The sequence below is a fragment of the Bacillus sp. FJAT-49711 genome (assembly GCF_018343715.1).
Taxonomy (GTDB): Bacteria; Bacillota; Bacilli; order Bacillales; family Bacillaceae_C; genus Lederbergia.
On sequence record NZ_JAGYPL010000003.1, the window covers coordinates 173,493 to 188,501 of the forward strand.

Genomic DNA, 15,009 nt, shown 5'->3' on the forward strand with positions numbered 1-15,009 from the left:
AAATAGGTCGATGTTGTCATATTTTCCATATGACATAGGTCGGAGCATCTCTTAATCTACTTTCCTGAAAATCTGTAATATCCCTCCAATGTCTTTCCGCTTTTATAAATTTTTGTTGCACGTTCTGCCCCAACATAGCGAAAATGCCATGGCTCATACATATAGCCTGTTACGGATTCTTTCCCTTTTGGATAACGCATGATGAAACCGTAGCGATGGGCGTTTGCTGCTAACCATTTTCCTTCCGCTGTTTTATCAAATGATTCTTTTAGCCAGTGAGCTTGGTTCGGTCCACCAATATCAAATGTGAAACCTGTTTGATGTTCACTATGTCCAGCTTTCGCACTAAATCTAGATGCTTCCGCTTCCCCATATTTTTTTACATAGCGGTTATATAAGTTTTTCTGATAGTCATACGATCGGAAGCCACTGATTACTTGGAAACTTATATTTTTCTTTTTCGCATCTGCCAGCATTTTGTTGAATGAAGCTCGCGTCGCCTTACTTTCACCTGGGTTATACGTTGCAGGGAGCGAATATCGTTTGTTGACCACAATGATTCCGTCGACGTACGTGATTCCATTTTTAACGGTTAATTTAGGATTATCACTTGTTAGTAGCTTTAAATATTGCGAGCTTACGTACCCTGTTTTTCCTGCGTAATTCACTTTATACCAGGTGACATGTTTTGAAATTAATGCCACTTGTTTACCTTTTGGAATTACCGTTGCTACCTTGTATGTTGTACCTGCACCGGTTCGCAAATTTAAGTTGGCTTTGGTGGAGTATTTGCCGGTTTGTGTTTGTGGTTTTGATGTAGAAGTTGATTTACCATGTTTTAAATACGTTGAGCTGACATATCCTGTTTTACCTGAATAGCTGACTTTGTACCACGTTCCATGCTTGGAAATAAGTGTTATTTGCTTCCCTTTTGGTATCACCGTTATGACTTTGTATGTTGTTCCAGCACCAGTTCGTAAATTTAAATTGGCGGTCGTTTGATAGTCCTTACTTGCGGCAAAAGCTACGCTTGGTACATTTAAACTAAATGAATAGTTTCCTAATGGCGTTACCGTCAGAACCAGCAATGCGGCAAGAAAAATGGATAATCTTCTCAAGATCAATGTAATACCCACCTCACAGAATATTTATAGAAAGATGACATTGAAATTATCAATATACGAATCTTTTATTAAAAAATGTCACTTTCAAATCATTAGACGTATAAAAAAACGTTTTAAATCAAAAAAAATAAAATTTGGGCAATTTTATTAAAAGCAGCTAATTTTTTAAGGCGCTGACAAGTCTTTCTAAATTCCGGTTGTTGATTTGCACTCCAACTAACAGTTATAAAGATTAGCAGCGACCTTTAACAAAGCTAAAATAAAAAGGTATAAAATCTCTTTTTCAGAGAGAGTTATACCTTTTTTCAAAATAATTATAGTTTCAAAGTTTTTACAGGCCGGTACTACATCAAGGGAACAAGATGGAACTAGTTAAGCTTTTTCAATTCTAGCGAATGTCATTTTGGCTGCATCAACAACTACCTCACTTAATGTAGGATGTGGATGAATAGTTAAAATAATATCTTCAACTGTAGCCCCCATTTCTATAGCTAGAGCCAATTCAGAGATTAAACTTGATGCTTCTATTCCACAATCGATGCCCCTAATAATGTTCCCGATCCTTTTTCGGCGACCAATTTAACAAATCCCCCTGTTTCCTGGAGAGCCGACGCACGGCCGTTAATCATAAATCTTGATCTTCCTGTAACTGTTTCTATTCCTTTAGATTTAAGGGTTGGTTCTTTTTCTCCAACACTCGCAATTTCGGGATCCGAGAATACAACAAGTGGTATTGCTTGATAATCAGCTGCACTTTTCTCGTCATTTATTGCTCCCGCGACTATTTTGGCTTCATAAGTTGCTTTGTGAGCAAGGGCAGGACCTTCAACAATGTCTCCAATCGCATATATATGCGGCAATGATGTTTTATATTGTGAATCGACTTGGACATGCCCTCTGTCCGTCAATGAAATGCCGATTTTATCCAGGCCAATAGATCCGTCTGTATTTGGTCTTCGTCCAATTGTAATTAACGCGAAGTCAGCGGAAATACGTTTCACTTTATCATTAACTTTATAATAGATTTCTATTTGATTTTGTGTTTCTACTATTTCTTGTACAAATGCATTGAATGTAGGTCAAATCATAAAAACAAACACTCCATACTAATCAAGGAGTGTTTGTCTTAATCATATAAAAATTAAGGTGTCATCGTTTTTTTCGCGATAATATAATCTAGCGTGGAAACGATTTTCGCGGCATCTTCTTCACGAATATGTTTGCCCAAATGCTTGGACACAAAGTCTTTTAAACTATCAAGCGTTTTGTAACCATTTTTTCTAGCCTGTTCAGCTTGTTTTTCCTTACCTTGTTTGGCAAAATCATCAGCCTTTTTAAAATCACGTTCGGCATTATCCAGCTGAACCAGTACAGCATTCCGTATGCCTCCCGGCTGAATATCCGCTTTTTCTACTAATCCTCTAACAGTAAGAATATCTATTTTCGCTGGCACATTATTTGAAAAAGACTGCCCTACAAAAATATTATCAAAGTTATACGTCCCTGGATCTTCCATCGCAAGACGTATTTCAACAATCGATGATTTATCAATTTCACCATCCACTGATTTTAATAACAATGGAACTCGCGACCATGCATTTGCTAGCGCTTTTGTCTGTGCATGAGTACTTGCAGTAGCTTGCTTTCCATTCTTATCGATTAACGTCACCGCAACATTGCTCTCTTTTCCTGTTCCATTAAATACATCAAAAAGAAGATATTTCGGGTATTTATTCGCTTCATCAACTAAATTGACCGACGTTTTAAAACTAACGTATTGCTGAGTCACATCTTTATTTCCATCGTTATTCACTACTAGTTTAAGTGAAGCCTCTCCACTAGCTTTATTCTCAAAATCCAATGAAGCAGCGGCCCAGCTTCCTGTATCAAACGAAGTGCTCTTATCCAGTCCTTCAAAATTCGCGATCCACATTCTCTCATCTATGCTTCTAAAATCAGGACTTGCATAATTACGAATCACATCTACGAAATAATCATTTCGTTCAAATGATGTATTTGTCCCCACCTGACTCCATTTACTGCGGATTTCCTCTTCACTATCTCTTTGAATATTTACTTTCGGAGGATTTCCTGTATACATCCCCCAGCTGCTTCCTTCACCCGTCACCTTATATGACCATGTTGTAAAACTCCAACCCTGCTCCTCGTAAACATTCAACGCATAATCCCAGCTCTGCAGATTATTGAACAATGTAAATTCCCCAACTAGCAACGGCACATTATAGTTCGTCATCTCATTGACCATAGGGATCTTAGAATCTGTAAATCTCTTTTGTGAAGGAAAACTGTCTATATTATCCCATCCATAAAAATGATAGGAATAGACAACATTTTCCCAGCCGTATAAATCAGGCTTTGGCAAATGATATGGTTCCCATATCGCTTCGATGAACATGATATGATTTTTATCTTTCTCTCTTATTGCTTTATAAAGTTGATCATAAAAATCAAATTGCTCAATTCCAGTTGCACCGCCTGGCTCGTTCAATAAATCATAGCCAGCCAACCATTTTTCATCTTTATATCGCTCCGCAATTTTTCCCCAAAGGAATATGGTTTTATCCATATTTTCCTTATTCCCAAAAAGGTTGCCGATATCTGGGCGACTTGTATCACCCGAATGATCTTTTCCATTTTGTGATCCAGGTGCTCCATGCATGTCTAATATGACATATATTTCTCTTTTGGCTGCTTCTTCAACAAACCAATCCATACGATCAAAAGCTGTGTCCTTTAAACTTCCATCTTCATGTAGCATCTCAAAATATGAAAAAGGTAGACGAACAATATTCATTCCTGCTTCCTTGATATTGTCAAAATCCGCCTCTGTCCAATAATGATCTTGATAAAGATTGATAAGCTCCCAAGCAGTTTCTCCTCCAAACCGGTCGGTCAATGTTTTTATCGTTGTTTTCTGATCCGGAGAATTCGTTGGTGACATCCAACTCTCCATCACTAACCAGCCACCGGCGTTCGTACCGCGAAGAACAACTTCATCTCCAGAGCCGTAATGATTACGCATTTTCTTTCCATCTGCTTTTAAAAACGGAGTCGAATGTTTGTCAATCGTATAGTCATTTACAGCGACTTCACTTTTGTATTGACCTTTTACAGCGATTGCTTTGATAACCGTATTTTTAGAGAGTTTAATCGGTTGTGAATATTTCTTAGAGGACGTAGTTGGATTTTTTCCATCTGTCGTATAATAAATGGCCGCGCCTTCAGAAGCTGAAAGCTCAACAGCTTGTGCAACGGCGTACGTTCCCGCAGCTGGAGATGCCTTCGGTTTCAATAAATCTTGACTTTGGTGGATCACATAGTCAAACGTGCTTATTTCACTGTAAATATCGCCTTTCGGATTATACGCCACAGCTTTTAGAGTAGTACTCGCCTCAAGTCGTAATGGTCCTTTATATAGTGAAGACTCCTTCGTTGGAATAGACCCGTCCGTCGTATAATAAATGTCGGCTCCGACAGAATACGTGCGAAGCTCCACTACAACAAAGTTATCGTATTCACCCGACGGATGAAAAGCTGTTGGCTGATCCGGTGGGATGGGCGGAAGACTTTTCGCAAAAAATAGCTGATCAATATAATAAATACCCTCATTCCATTGACCGATTCGCACTTCACTTATGCTAGAAAAATCAATTCCTGTAAAGCTGCTCATCGGCACCTCATATCGGACCCACTCATTTTTCTTTGTACTCATCGCCTTCCAACCAAAATCGGTTGAATGCCCATTACTGTCAGTCAAAGAAACTTTTATTGTATTTGAACCTTGTGTATCTTTTATGTAAAACACAAAATACTCCATTCCGGTTGCATCAACTGGCTGTCCCATTGATTTAATGCTGATGCTTCCTTTACCCACACTTGGATCGCCGCTCTCTAATACTTCATATTTAAGGGATTGTTCCCCTTCATATGCCTCAACTTCGGACAATGCGCCAGTTGCTCCTTGAGCAGCGGTGAACATCGTATTAGAGCCTTCAAAATCTTGAAACATGACTGCATCATCGGGAATTTTTGCATACTCATGTTTTGGCAGCATTGTCAGCATCATGACAGTGATAATAGCAATTGAAAACATTTTTACATATTTACTTAATGGCATCTTTGGACCACCTTTATTAAAAGTTTTTATGTATTATAAAGCGCTTACATATATAGGCAATATGAATCTATTAATTCGGATTATAACATAGGAAAATGATTGGAGGCGTTAATAAAAGGTTACGGTTTTTACCAATTGCATCTTTAGGACCATTTCCCGCTAATCCCTTATCCCTAAGAGGTTTTTAATACAAATGAAGATAATCATCGCCTCGCCTAAGTCATCCATACATTTTTACGGTTTTGAGGGTAAATGACTAAAGAACGAATTTTCAAAATTAAATTGACAGTCACAAACCCGTTCCTTTAACTTTTAGTTATCTTTACATTATTTTGAAATCGAAGGAAAAGGGAGGATATTAAAATGTCTAAGCTTGCTTTTGAGGAAAACAATCCAAAGAAAATGCAAGATTTTGAACGGATTGAAAAAAGTGCTTCGTTTCAGGAATTACTTAAAGCAAAAAGGAAATTTTTAGTTCCATCCATCATACTTTTCATTGGATTATATTTACTATTTCCAATATTGATTTCCTATACTGATTTCATGGATCGACCAGCTATCGGTGATATTTCATGGGCGTGGCTTTATGCTTTTTTTCTTTTTGTACTGACATGGACCTTAGCTACCTTGTACATGAGAAAAGCTGCAATATTTGACCGCTTGGCTGAAGATGTTTTGAAAGACGCTGACGAAGGGAGGAAAGCCCCGTGAATCTGACAGTCATCATCTTATTTCTAATTATTGTTGCGATGACATTATTAATTACGTACTATGCAGCAAAAAGGACAAATACAGCAAGCGAATTTTACACAGCTGGTGGAGGCTTATCTGGATGGCAAAACGGAATGGCGATCGCGGGGGACTATTTGTCTGCGGCTTCTTTTCTAGGAATTGCTGGTGCCATAGCCTTAACTGGTTTTGATGGATTTTTATTTAGTATTGGTTATCTTGTTGCTTATCTTGTAGTCATGTTTATTGTTGCCGAGCCCCTGCGTAATCTTGGAAAATACACTCTTGCCGATATGATTAATTCACGTTTTGATGCAAAAAAAGTTAGAGCAACAGCAGCGCTAAACACGATTACGATTGTTATTTTTTATATGATCGCCCAATTAGTCGGCGCTGGTGCATTAATTCAACTTTTATTTAAAATTGACTATTGGATCGCTGTCCTAATCGTCGGTATGATGATGACCATCTATGTAATTTTTGGCGGGATGACAGCAACAAGCTGGGTACAGATCATAAAAGCTGTTTTATTAATGCTTGGGACGATTATTATCTCTTTTATGGTGCTCTCACGTTTTCACTTTAATATTTTGGAAATGTTCAGCACGATGAAAAACTCAACACCATTAGGAGAAGCTTATTTAAATCCAGGGGTTAAATACACTGTGCCACTTGATACAATTTCGCTCATGATCGCACTTCTTCTTGGGACGGCGGGTCTCCCTCATATTTTGATGAGATTTTTCACTGTAAAAGATGCAAAAACGGCTCGCAGTTCCGTCATTTGGGCAACTTGGATTGTTGGAATCTTTTATGTAATGACGATTTTCCTTGGATTTGGAGCGGCCGCTTTTGTCGGCTCCGAAACGATTAAAAGCAGTAACGCCGCGGGTAATATGGCTGCCCCTCTATTAGCCCAAGTTCTTGGTGGAGACATCTTAATGTCCTTTGTTTCGGCAGTCGCCTTTGCCACCATATTAGCCGTTGTCGCTGGGCTTGTATTATCGGGAGCTTCTGCTTTCGCCCATGATATTTATGGTCAAATCATTAAAAAAGGCAAAGCAACCGAGAAACAACAAATGAAGGCTGCCAAATATGCTTCACTCGGCGTTTCTATTCTATCCATTTTACTTGCTCTATTCGCCCAAAATTTGAATGTTGCTTTTCTCGTTTCATTAGCTTTTTGTGTAGCCGCGAGCGCAAACCTTCCCGTCATTGTTTACACAATATATTGGAAGCGGTTTAACACGACTGGAGCGATGAGCGGGATGCTAGCTGGATTATTGTCATCTATTATTCTTGTTGCCATTAGTCCTAATGTCATTTCACCAGTAGAGGGGGCTGCCTTTTTCACTGGAAATCCGATATTCCCGTTAACTAACCCTGCTTTATTATCAGTTCCAATTGGTTTCATTGGAGCAGCGGTTGGAACTATTTTATCTAGTAGTCAAGATGCTAAACGATATGCTGAAGTAAAAGTGAAAGCAAATACTGGATATCGAGATCCAGTAGGATAATAAGCTTGATTGGCTGCTGAAAAATGGATCAGCAGCCAATTTCGTCATTTACATTTATTAACATCGTTGCTTAAAATCGCCGGTCCAAGTTTTTCTGTTCTAGAGTTGGAGGGTCGCACTTGTACTTCTGCACTATTCATAGTGGCTGTAATATCATCAAATCTTCCTGCCCATGTAGGACCGTCTAATTCTGGAGTTGGATGAAGCTTGAAACGCCAACTAATTTCATTTTTGATAAAAGCAAAGCCTTCGTACGTATCAAAGTTTCCTATCGTAGAAGGATCTGGTAAATGAAGAGCGTGGATACTGATGCTCGTTCTTGGAAAACTCGGCGTCAGTTTTACTTTATACAGAAGTGCTGTTCCTTTAGCATTGTTGGCAATTTTATTTACAGGTTCTAATATAACACTACATGGAAATTCAGGAGACGAACTTGCTCTAGCTATGGGACCAACAGTTCCATAAATCAACAAAAGAAACAAAACGGAAAGGGACAAGGTTTTTTTCATGATTTCCTCCAACTGTTTTCCGTTAGTTTCCCTTTTATGAGAATAAATTATTTGATGATTAGACTCATTCAATTTTCCTTACACTTCTTTAATTTTGGAATGACTTAGTTGACATTCATAATTTCACTTCAAAAATCACTTTTAGAGCATGCTATTATCGAAACCCTTTTCATTATGTTTCCTATTCGCGGGGCGCTTAATGATTTTCTTCACCATTTGCTTCTTCTTCTCTTCCTATTTCGCCTGATTAACTTCAGTACGCAAATTCAACTTTACTTGAATAAACTCGTATTCCCATGCAACGAGTATAAATGGCATATATTTAGCAAAAATATGAACTGAAGGGAGGTATGGAATTGGACATTAAACGAATTACGGAAATTATTAATTCACCAACGATGATTAATGTAAATTATCATGGAATACCCGTTTATCTCCAAGAAGTTCATGCACAAAATAATACGGCAACGATTTTTCCTCTAGATGAAATGGAAAATAAGCAGGTCGTTGATATAGAAGGTTTAGTTGAATTAGGACCTTAAAAATAAGGAGGCTACATAATGAATAGACAAAGAGCAGCGGAAATCGCAGAATCACCTGACATGAAACATGTTACGTACAATGGAAAACCGGTGTATATTCAGCGGGTTGATGATCAAAACGATATAGCGAGAGTGTTTCACTTGGATGATCCCGGAAATGAATTTGAAGTCCAAGTGACTAATTTAATTGAGAAGTAAGAATAAAAATGAGCAGAGGAACTTAGGTTCTCTGCTCTTCTATCTTAATGTTCTCTTGGATAAAGAAATGCTTCTTAAAGGCATCAATACAAATTCCAATACCCAAATATCCACAACAGATTTAATGTAAAGATTGTCAAAATCGTATAATGAACGCGTCCCCGTATTCTCCAATACTTTTTCCACCATAGAAGAACAGCAAGGACGAGCATGCTTACGCCTAAAATGGACATGGCCACTGGAATGAAATTGGTAATTGGACTCCATGGAGGCAATATCCCTAATGCAGCTTTTGGCAGCCCATAAAGTGGATCCACTGCTCCTGTTGAAACAACTCCCACTATTAAGCCTATCGTTAAGAAACCGTACGCAACAGCGATCCACTTGGCTGCAATGGCCGTTTTGGGATATTGGTTTTTCTTATGTTTAATGATTCGAATCAACCCTCTAACTCCCCAATTAATCAAACTCACCACAAATAATAAGACAACAACAATAATAGACAAAAACGTAAAGCCGCTAGAAGCATACCAAGGAGACTTTGTATATGTCATCGGGCCATCAGACGCTAGCATAATATTTCCAAATGGATCCTTTTCAAAGACTATCGTTCTGAATTCACCATATGCATCGGGTGATCTGCCTTCTCTTAAATTACGATAAATCCCCGGTTCTATTTCTACAAAACGATTTTTTTCTCCATTTTGAGCAACGATTAAATAACCTTCATCATCCATCTCAACTCGAATTAGCCCCATCGTTAAACTTACAAGGCTTTCTGAAGTCGTAAAGCTTTTGCGATTTTGATGGTATTCACCTACGAATTGTTTAGAACGTTCTTTTACTCCTTTTGGGATGGAAGCAGTAAATGTAGAAGATGATGGAAAGTAATGATCCATAAATTCTTGAAAAATCTCGGTATGAGTTAGAAAATTATTGCCGCTATACGATATAAAAATACCCATATTTTCATCGGGAATTAAATACAAAGCTGAATCAAAAAGAGTAGTGCTTCCACCATGAAAAAGAACCCGCTGATCATTAGCTGTCTTCTCGATAAAACCTAAGGCCATCCCATCTAAATTAGGATGATGCACGAAATGTTGCTCGAACATTCGCTGCACCGTTTCTTCTTTGAGGATTCTTTTCCCATTTAAACTTCCATGATTCAAATAGGCATTCATAAACTTTGCCATATCTGCTGCAGTACTACTCATACTGCCCGCCGGTTCTGGAACAAACTCAAATTTCCCCTCTTGAAATTCTCCGTTCAAATTTCGATATGCATGTGCTAAATGATCGGAAAGCCCTTCTGGCAAAGGCTGGCGGAACGTACTATGTTCCATTCCAAGAGGAGTATAAATATACTGCTCCACATATTCTGAAAAAGACATCCCTGAAACTTGTTCTACGATATAACCGGCTAAAGCTGTCCCGTAATTAGAATATGCCACTACCTCACCTGCAGGAAAAACTCGTACAGGTAAATATTGACGAACGTATTGATCAAGGGGAAGTGCACGATCAGATGAAAGCCTGAAAATCGAATCCGCATAATCTTCAAATCCTGGGGTATGTGTCATTAAATGTGTGAGTGTAATGGGTTCACCATTATCGGAACCATTTGCAAGTTGGGCTGGGATTTCAAAATCCAAGTATTGATTAATATCCGCATTTAAATCAAGCTTTCCTTGCTCAACAAGCTGCATAATCGCCGTCCATGTAAAAAGCTTTGAAGTTGATCCGATTCGAAACATCGTAGTGTCTGCATCTACTTCTTTTTTTTCATCTAACTCTGCATAACCATAACCATTTTCAAAAATTACTTTTCCATCCGATACAACAGAAATCGTTGCATTTGGGATGTTATCCCCCTCCACCTTCTCCCGGATCACTTTATCCATAAACACTTCGATATCAGTGAAGTCAGCTGATTTAGCCGCAAAAGATGATGAACTAAAAACGAACATGCTCGTAAATAAGCTTGTTATGAACACCCATTTTAATATTTCCATACCCCATTATCCCCTCAAATTAATTTATCTTCCTTTTTTTAGACGAGCAGATGTAATAACATCGGCGGCTGTGCTATTTAAAAGTTCGACCCCTTTTTCTTCACTGAATTCTTTCGGAAGCAAGCCGTTTGCGACCATAACAGATAAACCGGTTGTGAAAATCCTCATTTTGAAAAAAATAGTCATCAATTCATCTTTTGAAAATCCTTCAAGATTAGAATCACCTTTCATCATTTCAACAAGTCCATCACCCATATCATCATCGTAATTATCCATATACTCGTTTTGTTTCATGACAAGATCCCGAAAAAGGACACTATACTCCCTAGCAAAACGCAGGCTAGCTACACCAATATCCCGAAATGGATGACCAGAATTCTGTTCACTTAACAACTGATTACTCAATTCTATGATTTTTTTCATGACCTCCTTCTTTAGCTCATCGACTTCATTAAAGTTCACGTAAATTGGCGCAATTGAACTCCCTAACTTTTCAGCCACTTTACGAATCGAAATGCTGTCCATTCCTTCTGTTTTCGCTATTTCAAATGCTGCTTCAATAATTTGTTCTTTGGAAAACTTCTTCTTAGGTGCCATATGGATTCTCCTTTAATATATATATCATATGTTATATATCAGTTGATATAAATAATAAATCATTAATAAAATGATGTAAAGTGCTTTTTAATAAAAGAGGAAATTTAGATGGTATTCCTGTAGAAAGTTTATCTTATATTGGAAAGATAAATTAGCTAACGACGAAAATTCCTTTTATAGTTTCTTGGATATTTTTAAAAACCAATGACAGACTAAAGATGGAGGTGAAGATGATGCCGAAAACAAAAAGAACGGCCAGTAATATTGCAGGCATGAATCCCGAAAAAGGACCGGATTTTGGAGCTAATATGAACGTAGAATTTGCTAATGAGCCTTTAACAGCCGCTCAAAAACAAAATAATAAAAAGCGAAAGAAAAAACAATGAGACACGAAGGAGCAAGGGACGAAGGCTTTTGCTCCTTATTTTTCATTATTACAATAAGCTTCTTTGTTATAGGGATATGAAATAAAAAACAGAGGTGTATCGACATCCTCTCAGACTGTAGACAAACTCGGTGAAATCGAATTTGTCTACAATCTTTTTTTGATTTACATTCGAATATAAAATGTTGTCCTTTGAACAATGTAAAAACTGTTACGGGCGCTGAGCAGTCCGAATATACGTAGACTTCTACGGGACATGCGAGATAGGCAAGACCCTGCAAGACGCAGCCTGATGAGGCTTGCCATTCGACCGCGGAAAGCGAAGTATATTTGGGCTGTGGGCTTAACCAAACACAAAAAAGGTTTCAGTGATTATTCTCTACTTTTCTTGGACTTTTTCAATGACCTTAGCTCAAATAAGGAGGCACGGCAAATGCCCAAAAAAAGTAGCATCTGGAGCGTTAATCAGCTCTTCATGCTACTTTTAAAACCACAAAAGGCACCGAGAGGGGTACTCTCGATGCCTTTTGTCGACAATCTAAGAGGAGAGTCCGTATTCTCCTCTTGTTTCGAGTTATTTTTTTGGATAAATAATCTCGTCGATAATTCCATATTCTTTCGCTTCTTCTGCGCTCATGTAGTAATCACGATCCGTATCCCTTTCTATTTTCTCTATAGACTGTCCTGTTCTGTCAGCGATAATTTTATTTACGTGCTCACGTAACTTTAAAATTCGTTTTGCCGAAATTTCGATTTCTGTTGCTTGCCCTCTTGCGCCTCCGAGTGGTTGGTGAATCATAATTTCGCTATTAGGCAGGGCCATTCTTTTGCCTTTTTTACCGGCTAGAAGCAGCATTGCTCCAAAAGAAGCAGCCATTCCAGTACAAATTGTCCTCACATCTGGTTTGATGTATTCCATCGTATCAAAAATCGCAAAACCTGCAGAAGTTGATCCTCCGGGACTATTTATATAAATTGAGATGTCTTTATCAGGATTGTCTGCAGCTAAAAATAACAATTGGGCTACTACACTGTTGGCTACATGATCATTTATTTCGTCACCTATAATAATAATCCGATCTTTTAGCAGTCTAGAATAAATGTCATAAGACCGCTCACCACGACTTGATTGTTCAATTACATAAGGGATGGAACTCATGTATACTCCTCCAATTCGTTTTCACTATGCAGCCATACAGAAATGGCTTGAAGGAGAGCGTGTAGAATGTGGATGTTTTGTACGAACTGCCAGCTTCGGAATAACAGCTTCACTTTCTAGTGAATGGATAGACGGGATTGCTTTTATCAATTCATTTGGATCTTGAGCATGTAATGCTTGATAAAATAAATCAGATAATAGTTCTTGCTCCTCCTCACACCAAAACGGTTCAACGGATAAATTGCCTTCACTTTTATTACCTTTTTCTAATCTTCTTTTTGTTCGAGAAACAACCGACTTAACCGCCATCTCAGTCGTATTTAATAACTCAGCAATTTCCTTCGCTTTGTATTGAAACGCTTCTTTTAACAAAAAGATGACAGCTTGTTTTGGAGTGAGCCGTTTTCTTATTTGCTGAATGATATCAATACTGTTTTCAATTCGTGCCGTATTGCTTGATAATTCAGCTTCAATGAACTCGTTATTTGATTCAAGCTTTTCATGCTTTCTTTTCCTGAGCATATCAACCCAGCAATGATAGGCAATTTTTTTTAATAAGGCAGGTGTGATTTCGTGTTGTGTATGTCCGTACTTCATCATTGCTTTTATGATCGATTCTTGGGCAATATCGTCCCCGTCCCATTTATTTTGAGAAAGAAAATAACAATATTTTTCTAATCCGGGGTATAGCTGTTCAATCCTGTCTTCCGTATGAACATTATCTCTTTTATAATCCCTAAGCCTGGTGTACATTCCTTTCCACTCCTTTTCACACCTCTCTACCTTTTAAACGAACGAAGGTGGATAAAAAGATACGGGGTTAAAAATTTTTTCTTACCCATACATCTTTACTGATGTGAATTTTCCCTTAAATAAAACAACAATAACATCCCAAAAACCTATAACCTTAATCATTCCTCATACTATTTACTTCGTCCATCAAGTAATTTACAAATGTATCATCTCTAACAAGCCATACTCCATAATTTCTTTTTAAAAAGGTTTCCGCTTCGTCAAAACTGGAAAAAGTCAGATCCATTTTTGTTTTATAATGATCAATAGCCCAATCACATTCGTTTAAAGGATAAATTAGAAATATTTCCTCTGTCCGATTTTTATAAAAAGTACCAAACATTGAACGCTTTACATTATAGCGATTACGTTTTACATCTTCCCGTAAAGGCTCAAGATGGAATGTTTCCAATACAAATTTTTTGTAAGCTTCCTCCACTAAGGAACAGCCAGATGCTTTGGCATGCCCGCCTCCACCAAATTTGCCAGCCACTTCTGAAACATCAATATGATCATGGATTGTTCGAAACCCAACCCGCTTTCCACCCATATTTAAAATAACGATATAATCAAGATGCGGATATTCTTTTCCTAATTCATTTCCAAGTTCGGAATGATATAATTCCGCATACACAACTCCGGCATAAAGACCATCCACTTTATTTTGCACAACCTCGCGCTTTTTCCGGCCAATATAGCGTTCAATTTTATTTTCTTCCATTTCTAAGAGTTTCTCTTCGAATTCGCTAAAATTGAAATGTGTGCCAGTTTTAAGACGATCAATCATTTTTTCTTCAAATTCCTCGATTGAAACTAAGAAAAATAGGGCATTGAGCCGATGAGCTTGATGGTTTTCATTTTTTTCCCATTCCCACGTATCATACTGCCTGACAAGCTCTACAAATTCTTCGACTGCATTGGATCGTTCTATTAATTGGTGATTTACGAGATACTCATAAAATAAAGATGTTGCCGAAGTTAATTTTCCGTTTGCGTCTTCAACTACGACATGCCCCCACTCATAATCATTGAAGTGCACCGAAGTTTTATGATGATCAAGCAGCTGTACCTTTCCATCAGCTTGATAAAATTCATTTAATCTTTTTTCATTTTCTGCATTTACAGACAAATCAGTAATGAACAAAAATGTACTTCTGTTTTCATGCTCAAAAAACCACTCAACTTCGCGGTCGAGACCCGATACGGAATTGTAGCGAACCTTCGCATTTTTGCCAAAAGCTAACTTCGCTAAAATACCGCATCCAACACCATCCAAGTCATTATGGGACAACAGCTTATACATA

13 protein-coding genes and 1 pseudogene are annotated in these 15,009 nt (G+C 37.9%); 5 read left to right on the plus strand and 9 right to left on the minus strand.

Annotated elements, in window-relative coordinates:
• Positions 1-56: 56 nt before the first annotated feature.
• From KHA96_RS14875 to KHA96_RS14890, 3 genes and pseudogenes are all read right to left on the minus strand, one after another.
• Positions 57-1,124: a D-alanyl-D-alanine carboxypeptidase family protein gene (locus KHA96_RS14875; protein ID WP_213130114.1), complete on the minus strand. Its 1,068-nt coding sequence runs from the start codon at positions 1,122-1,124 to the stop codon at positions 57-59.
• 372 nt (positions 1,125-1,496) lie between these two features.
• Positions 1,497-2,182 (minus strand): annotated as a pseudogene (locus KHA96_RS23560) (FAD-dependent oxidoreductase); the annotation flags it as partial.
• A gap of 83 nt (positions 2,183-2,265) precedes the next feature.
• Complete coding sequence (locus KHA96_RS14890; protein ID WP_213130117.1) at positions 2,266-5,262, minus strand: chitobiase/beta-hexosaminidase C-terminal domain-containing protein; 2,997 nt, start codon at positions 5,260-5,262, stop codon at positions 2,266-2,268.
• Positions 5,263-5,625: 363 nt separating this feature from the next.
• Here KHA96_RS14890 and KHA96_RS14900 point away from each other — a divergent pair, with 363 nt between their 5' ends.
• Positions 5,626-5,973: a DUF485 domain-containing protein gene (locus KHA96_RS14900; protein WP_213130118.1), complete on the plus strand. Its 348-nt coding sequence runs from the start codon at positions 5,626-5,628 to the stop codon at positions 5,971-5,973.
• Positions 5,970-7,508, plus strand: a complete 1,539-nt coding sequence (locus KHA96_RS14905) for a solute symporter family protein (protein ID WP_213130119.1) — start codon at positions 5,970-5,972, stop codon at positions 7,506-7,508. Before KHA96_RS14900 ends, KHA96_RS14905 begins: the two co-directional genes overlap by 4 nt.
• A gap of 44 nt (positions 7,509-7,552) precedes the next feature.
• Here the strand turns inward: KHA96_RS14905 and KHA96_RS14910 are convergent, their stop codons facing one another.
• A complete protein-coding gene (locus KHA96_RS14910) occupies positions 7,553-8,017 on the minus strand; it encodes a YoqH family protein (RefSeq protein WP_213130120.1) in 465 nt (154 codons plus the stop codon).
• Between the two features lie 356 nt (positions 8,018-8,373).
• On the opposite strand from KHA96_RS14910, the gene KHA96_RS14915 reads away from it, so the two are divergent.
• Complete coding sequence (locus tag KHA96_RS14915; RefSeq protein ID WP_213130121.1) at positions 8,374-8,559, plus strand: H-type small acid-soluble spore protein; 186 nt, start codon at positions 8,374-8,376, stop codon at positions 8,557-8,559.
• An 18-nt stretch (positions 8,560-8,577) separates the two neighbouring features.
• Positions 8,578-8,757 carry an H-type small acid-soluble spore protein gene (locus KHA96_RS14920; RefSeq protein WP_213130122.1) on the plus strand — a complete coding sequence of 60 codons (180 nt, stop codon included), beginning with the start codon at positions 8,578-8,580 and terminating at the stop codon, positions 8,755-8,757.
• A gap of 83 nt (positions 8,758-8,840) precedes the next feature.
• Here KHA96_RS14920 and KHA96_RS14925 read toward each other — a convergent pair whose 3' ends face one another.
• Positions 8,841-10,772 (minus strand): serine hydrolase domain-containing protein, encoded by a 1,932-nt coding sequence (locus KHA96_RS14925; protein ID WP_213130123.1) that lies wholly within the window; start codon positions 10,770-10,772, stop codon positions 8,841-8,843.
• Positions 10,773-10,796: 24 nt separating this feature from the next.
• Positions 10,797-11,369 (minus strand): TetR/AcrR family transcriptional regulator, encoded by a 573-nt coding sequence (locus KHA96_RS14930; RefSeq protein WP_213130124.1) that lies wholly within the window; start codon positions 11,367-11,369, stop codon positions 10,797-10,799.
• A gap of 233 nt (positions 11,370-11,602) precedes the next feature.
• Between KHA96_RS14930 and sspO the strand changes: the two genes are divergently transcribed.
• Complete coding sequence (gene sspO, locus KHA96_RS14935) at positions 11,603-11,755, plus strand: small acid-soluble spore protein O (RefSeq protein ID WP_213130125.1); 153 nt, start codon at positions 11,603-11,605, stop codon at positions 11,753-11,755.
• 573 nt (positions 11,756-12,328) lie between these two features.
• Here sspO and clpP read toward each other — a convergent pair.
• The 3 genes from clpP to KHA96_RS14950 all read right to left on the minus strand — a co-directional run bounded on the left by clpP (position 12,329) and on the right by KHA96_RS14950 (position 15,008).
• Positions 12,329-12,913 carry an ATP-dependent Clp endopeptidase proteolytic subunit ClpP gene (gene clpP / locus KHA96_RS14940; protein WP_213130126.1) on the minus strand — a complete coding sequence of 195 codons (585 nt, stop codon included), beginning with the start codon at positions 12,911-12,913 and terminating at the stop codon, positions 12,329-12,331.
• A gap of 24 nt (positions 12,914-12,937) precedes the next feature.
• On the minus strand, positions 12,938-13,666 hold the full coding sequence (locus KHA96_RS14945; RefSeq protein WP_213130127.1) for a sigma-70 family RNA polymerase sigma factor: 729 nt from the start codon (positions 13,664-13,666) through the stop codon (positions 12,938-12,940).
• A gap of 154 nt (positions 13,667-13,820) precedes the next feature.
• On the minus strand, positions 13,821-15,008 hold the full coding sequence (locus tag KHA96_RS14950; protein WP_213130128.1) for a DHH family phosphoesterase: 1,188 nt from the start codon (positions 15,006-15,008) through the stop codon (positions 13,821-13,823).
• Between the last annotated feature and the right edge of the window lies 1 nt (position 15,009).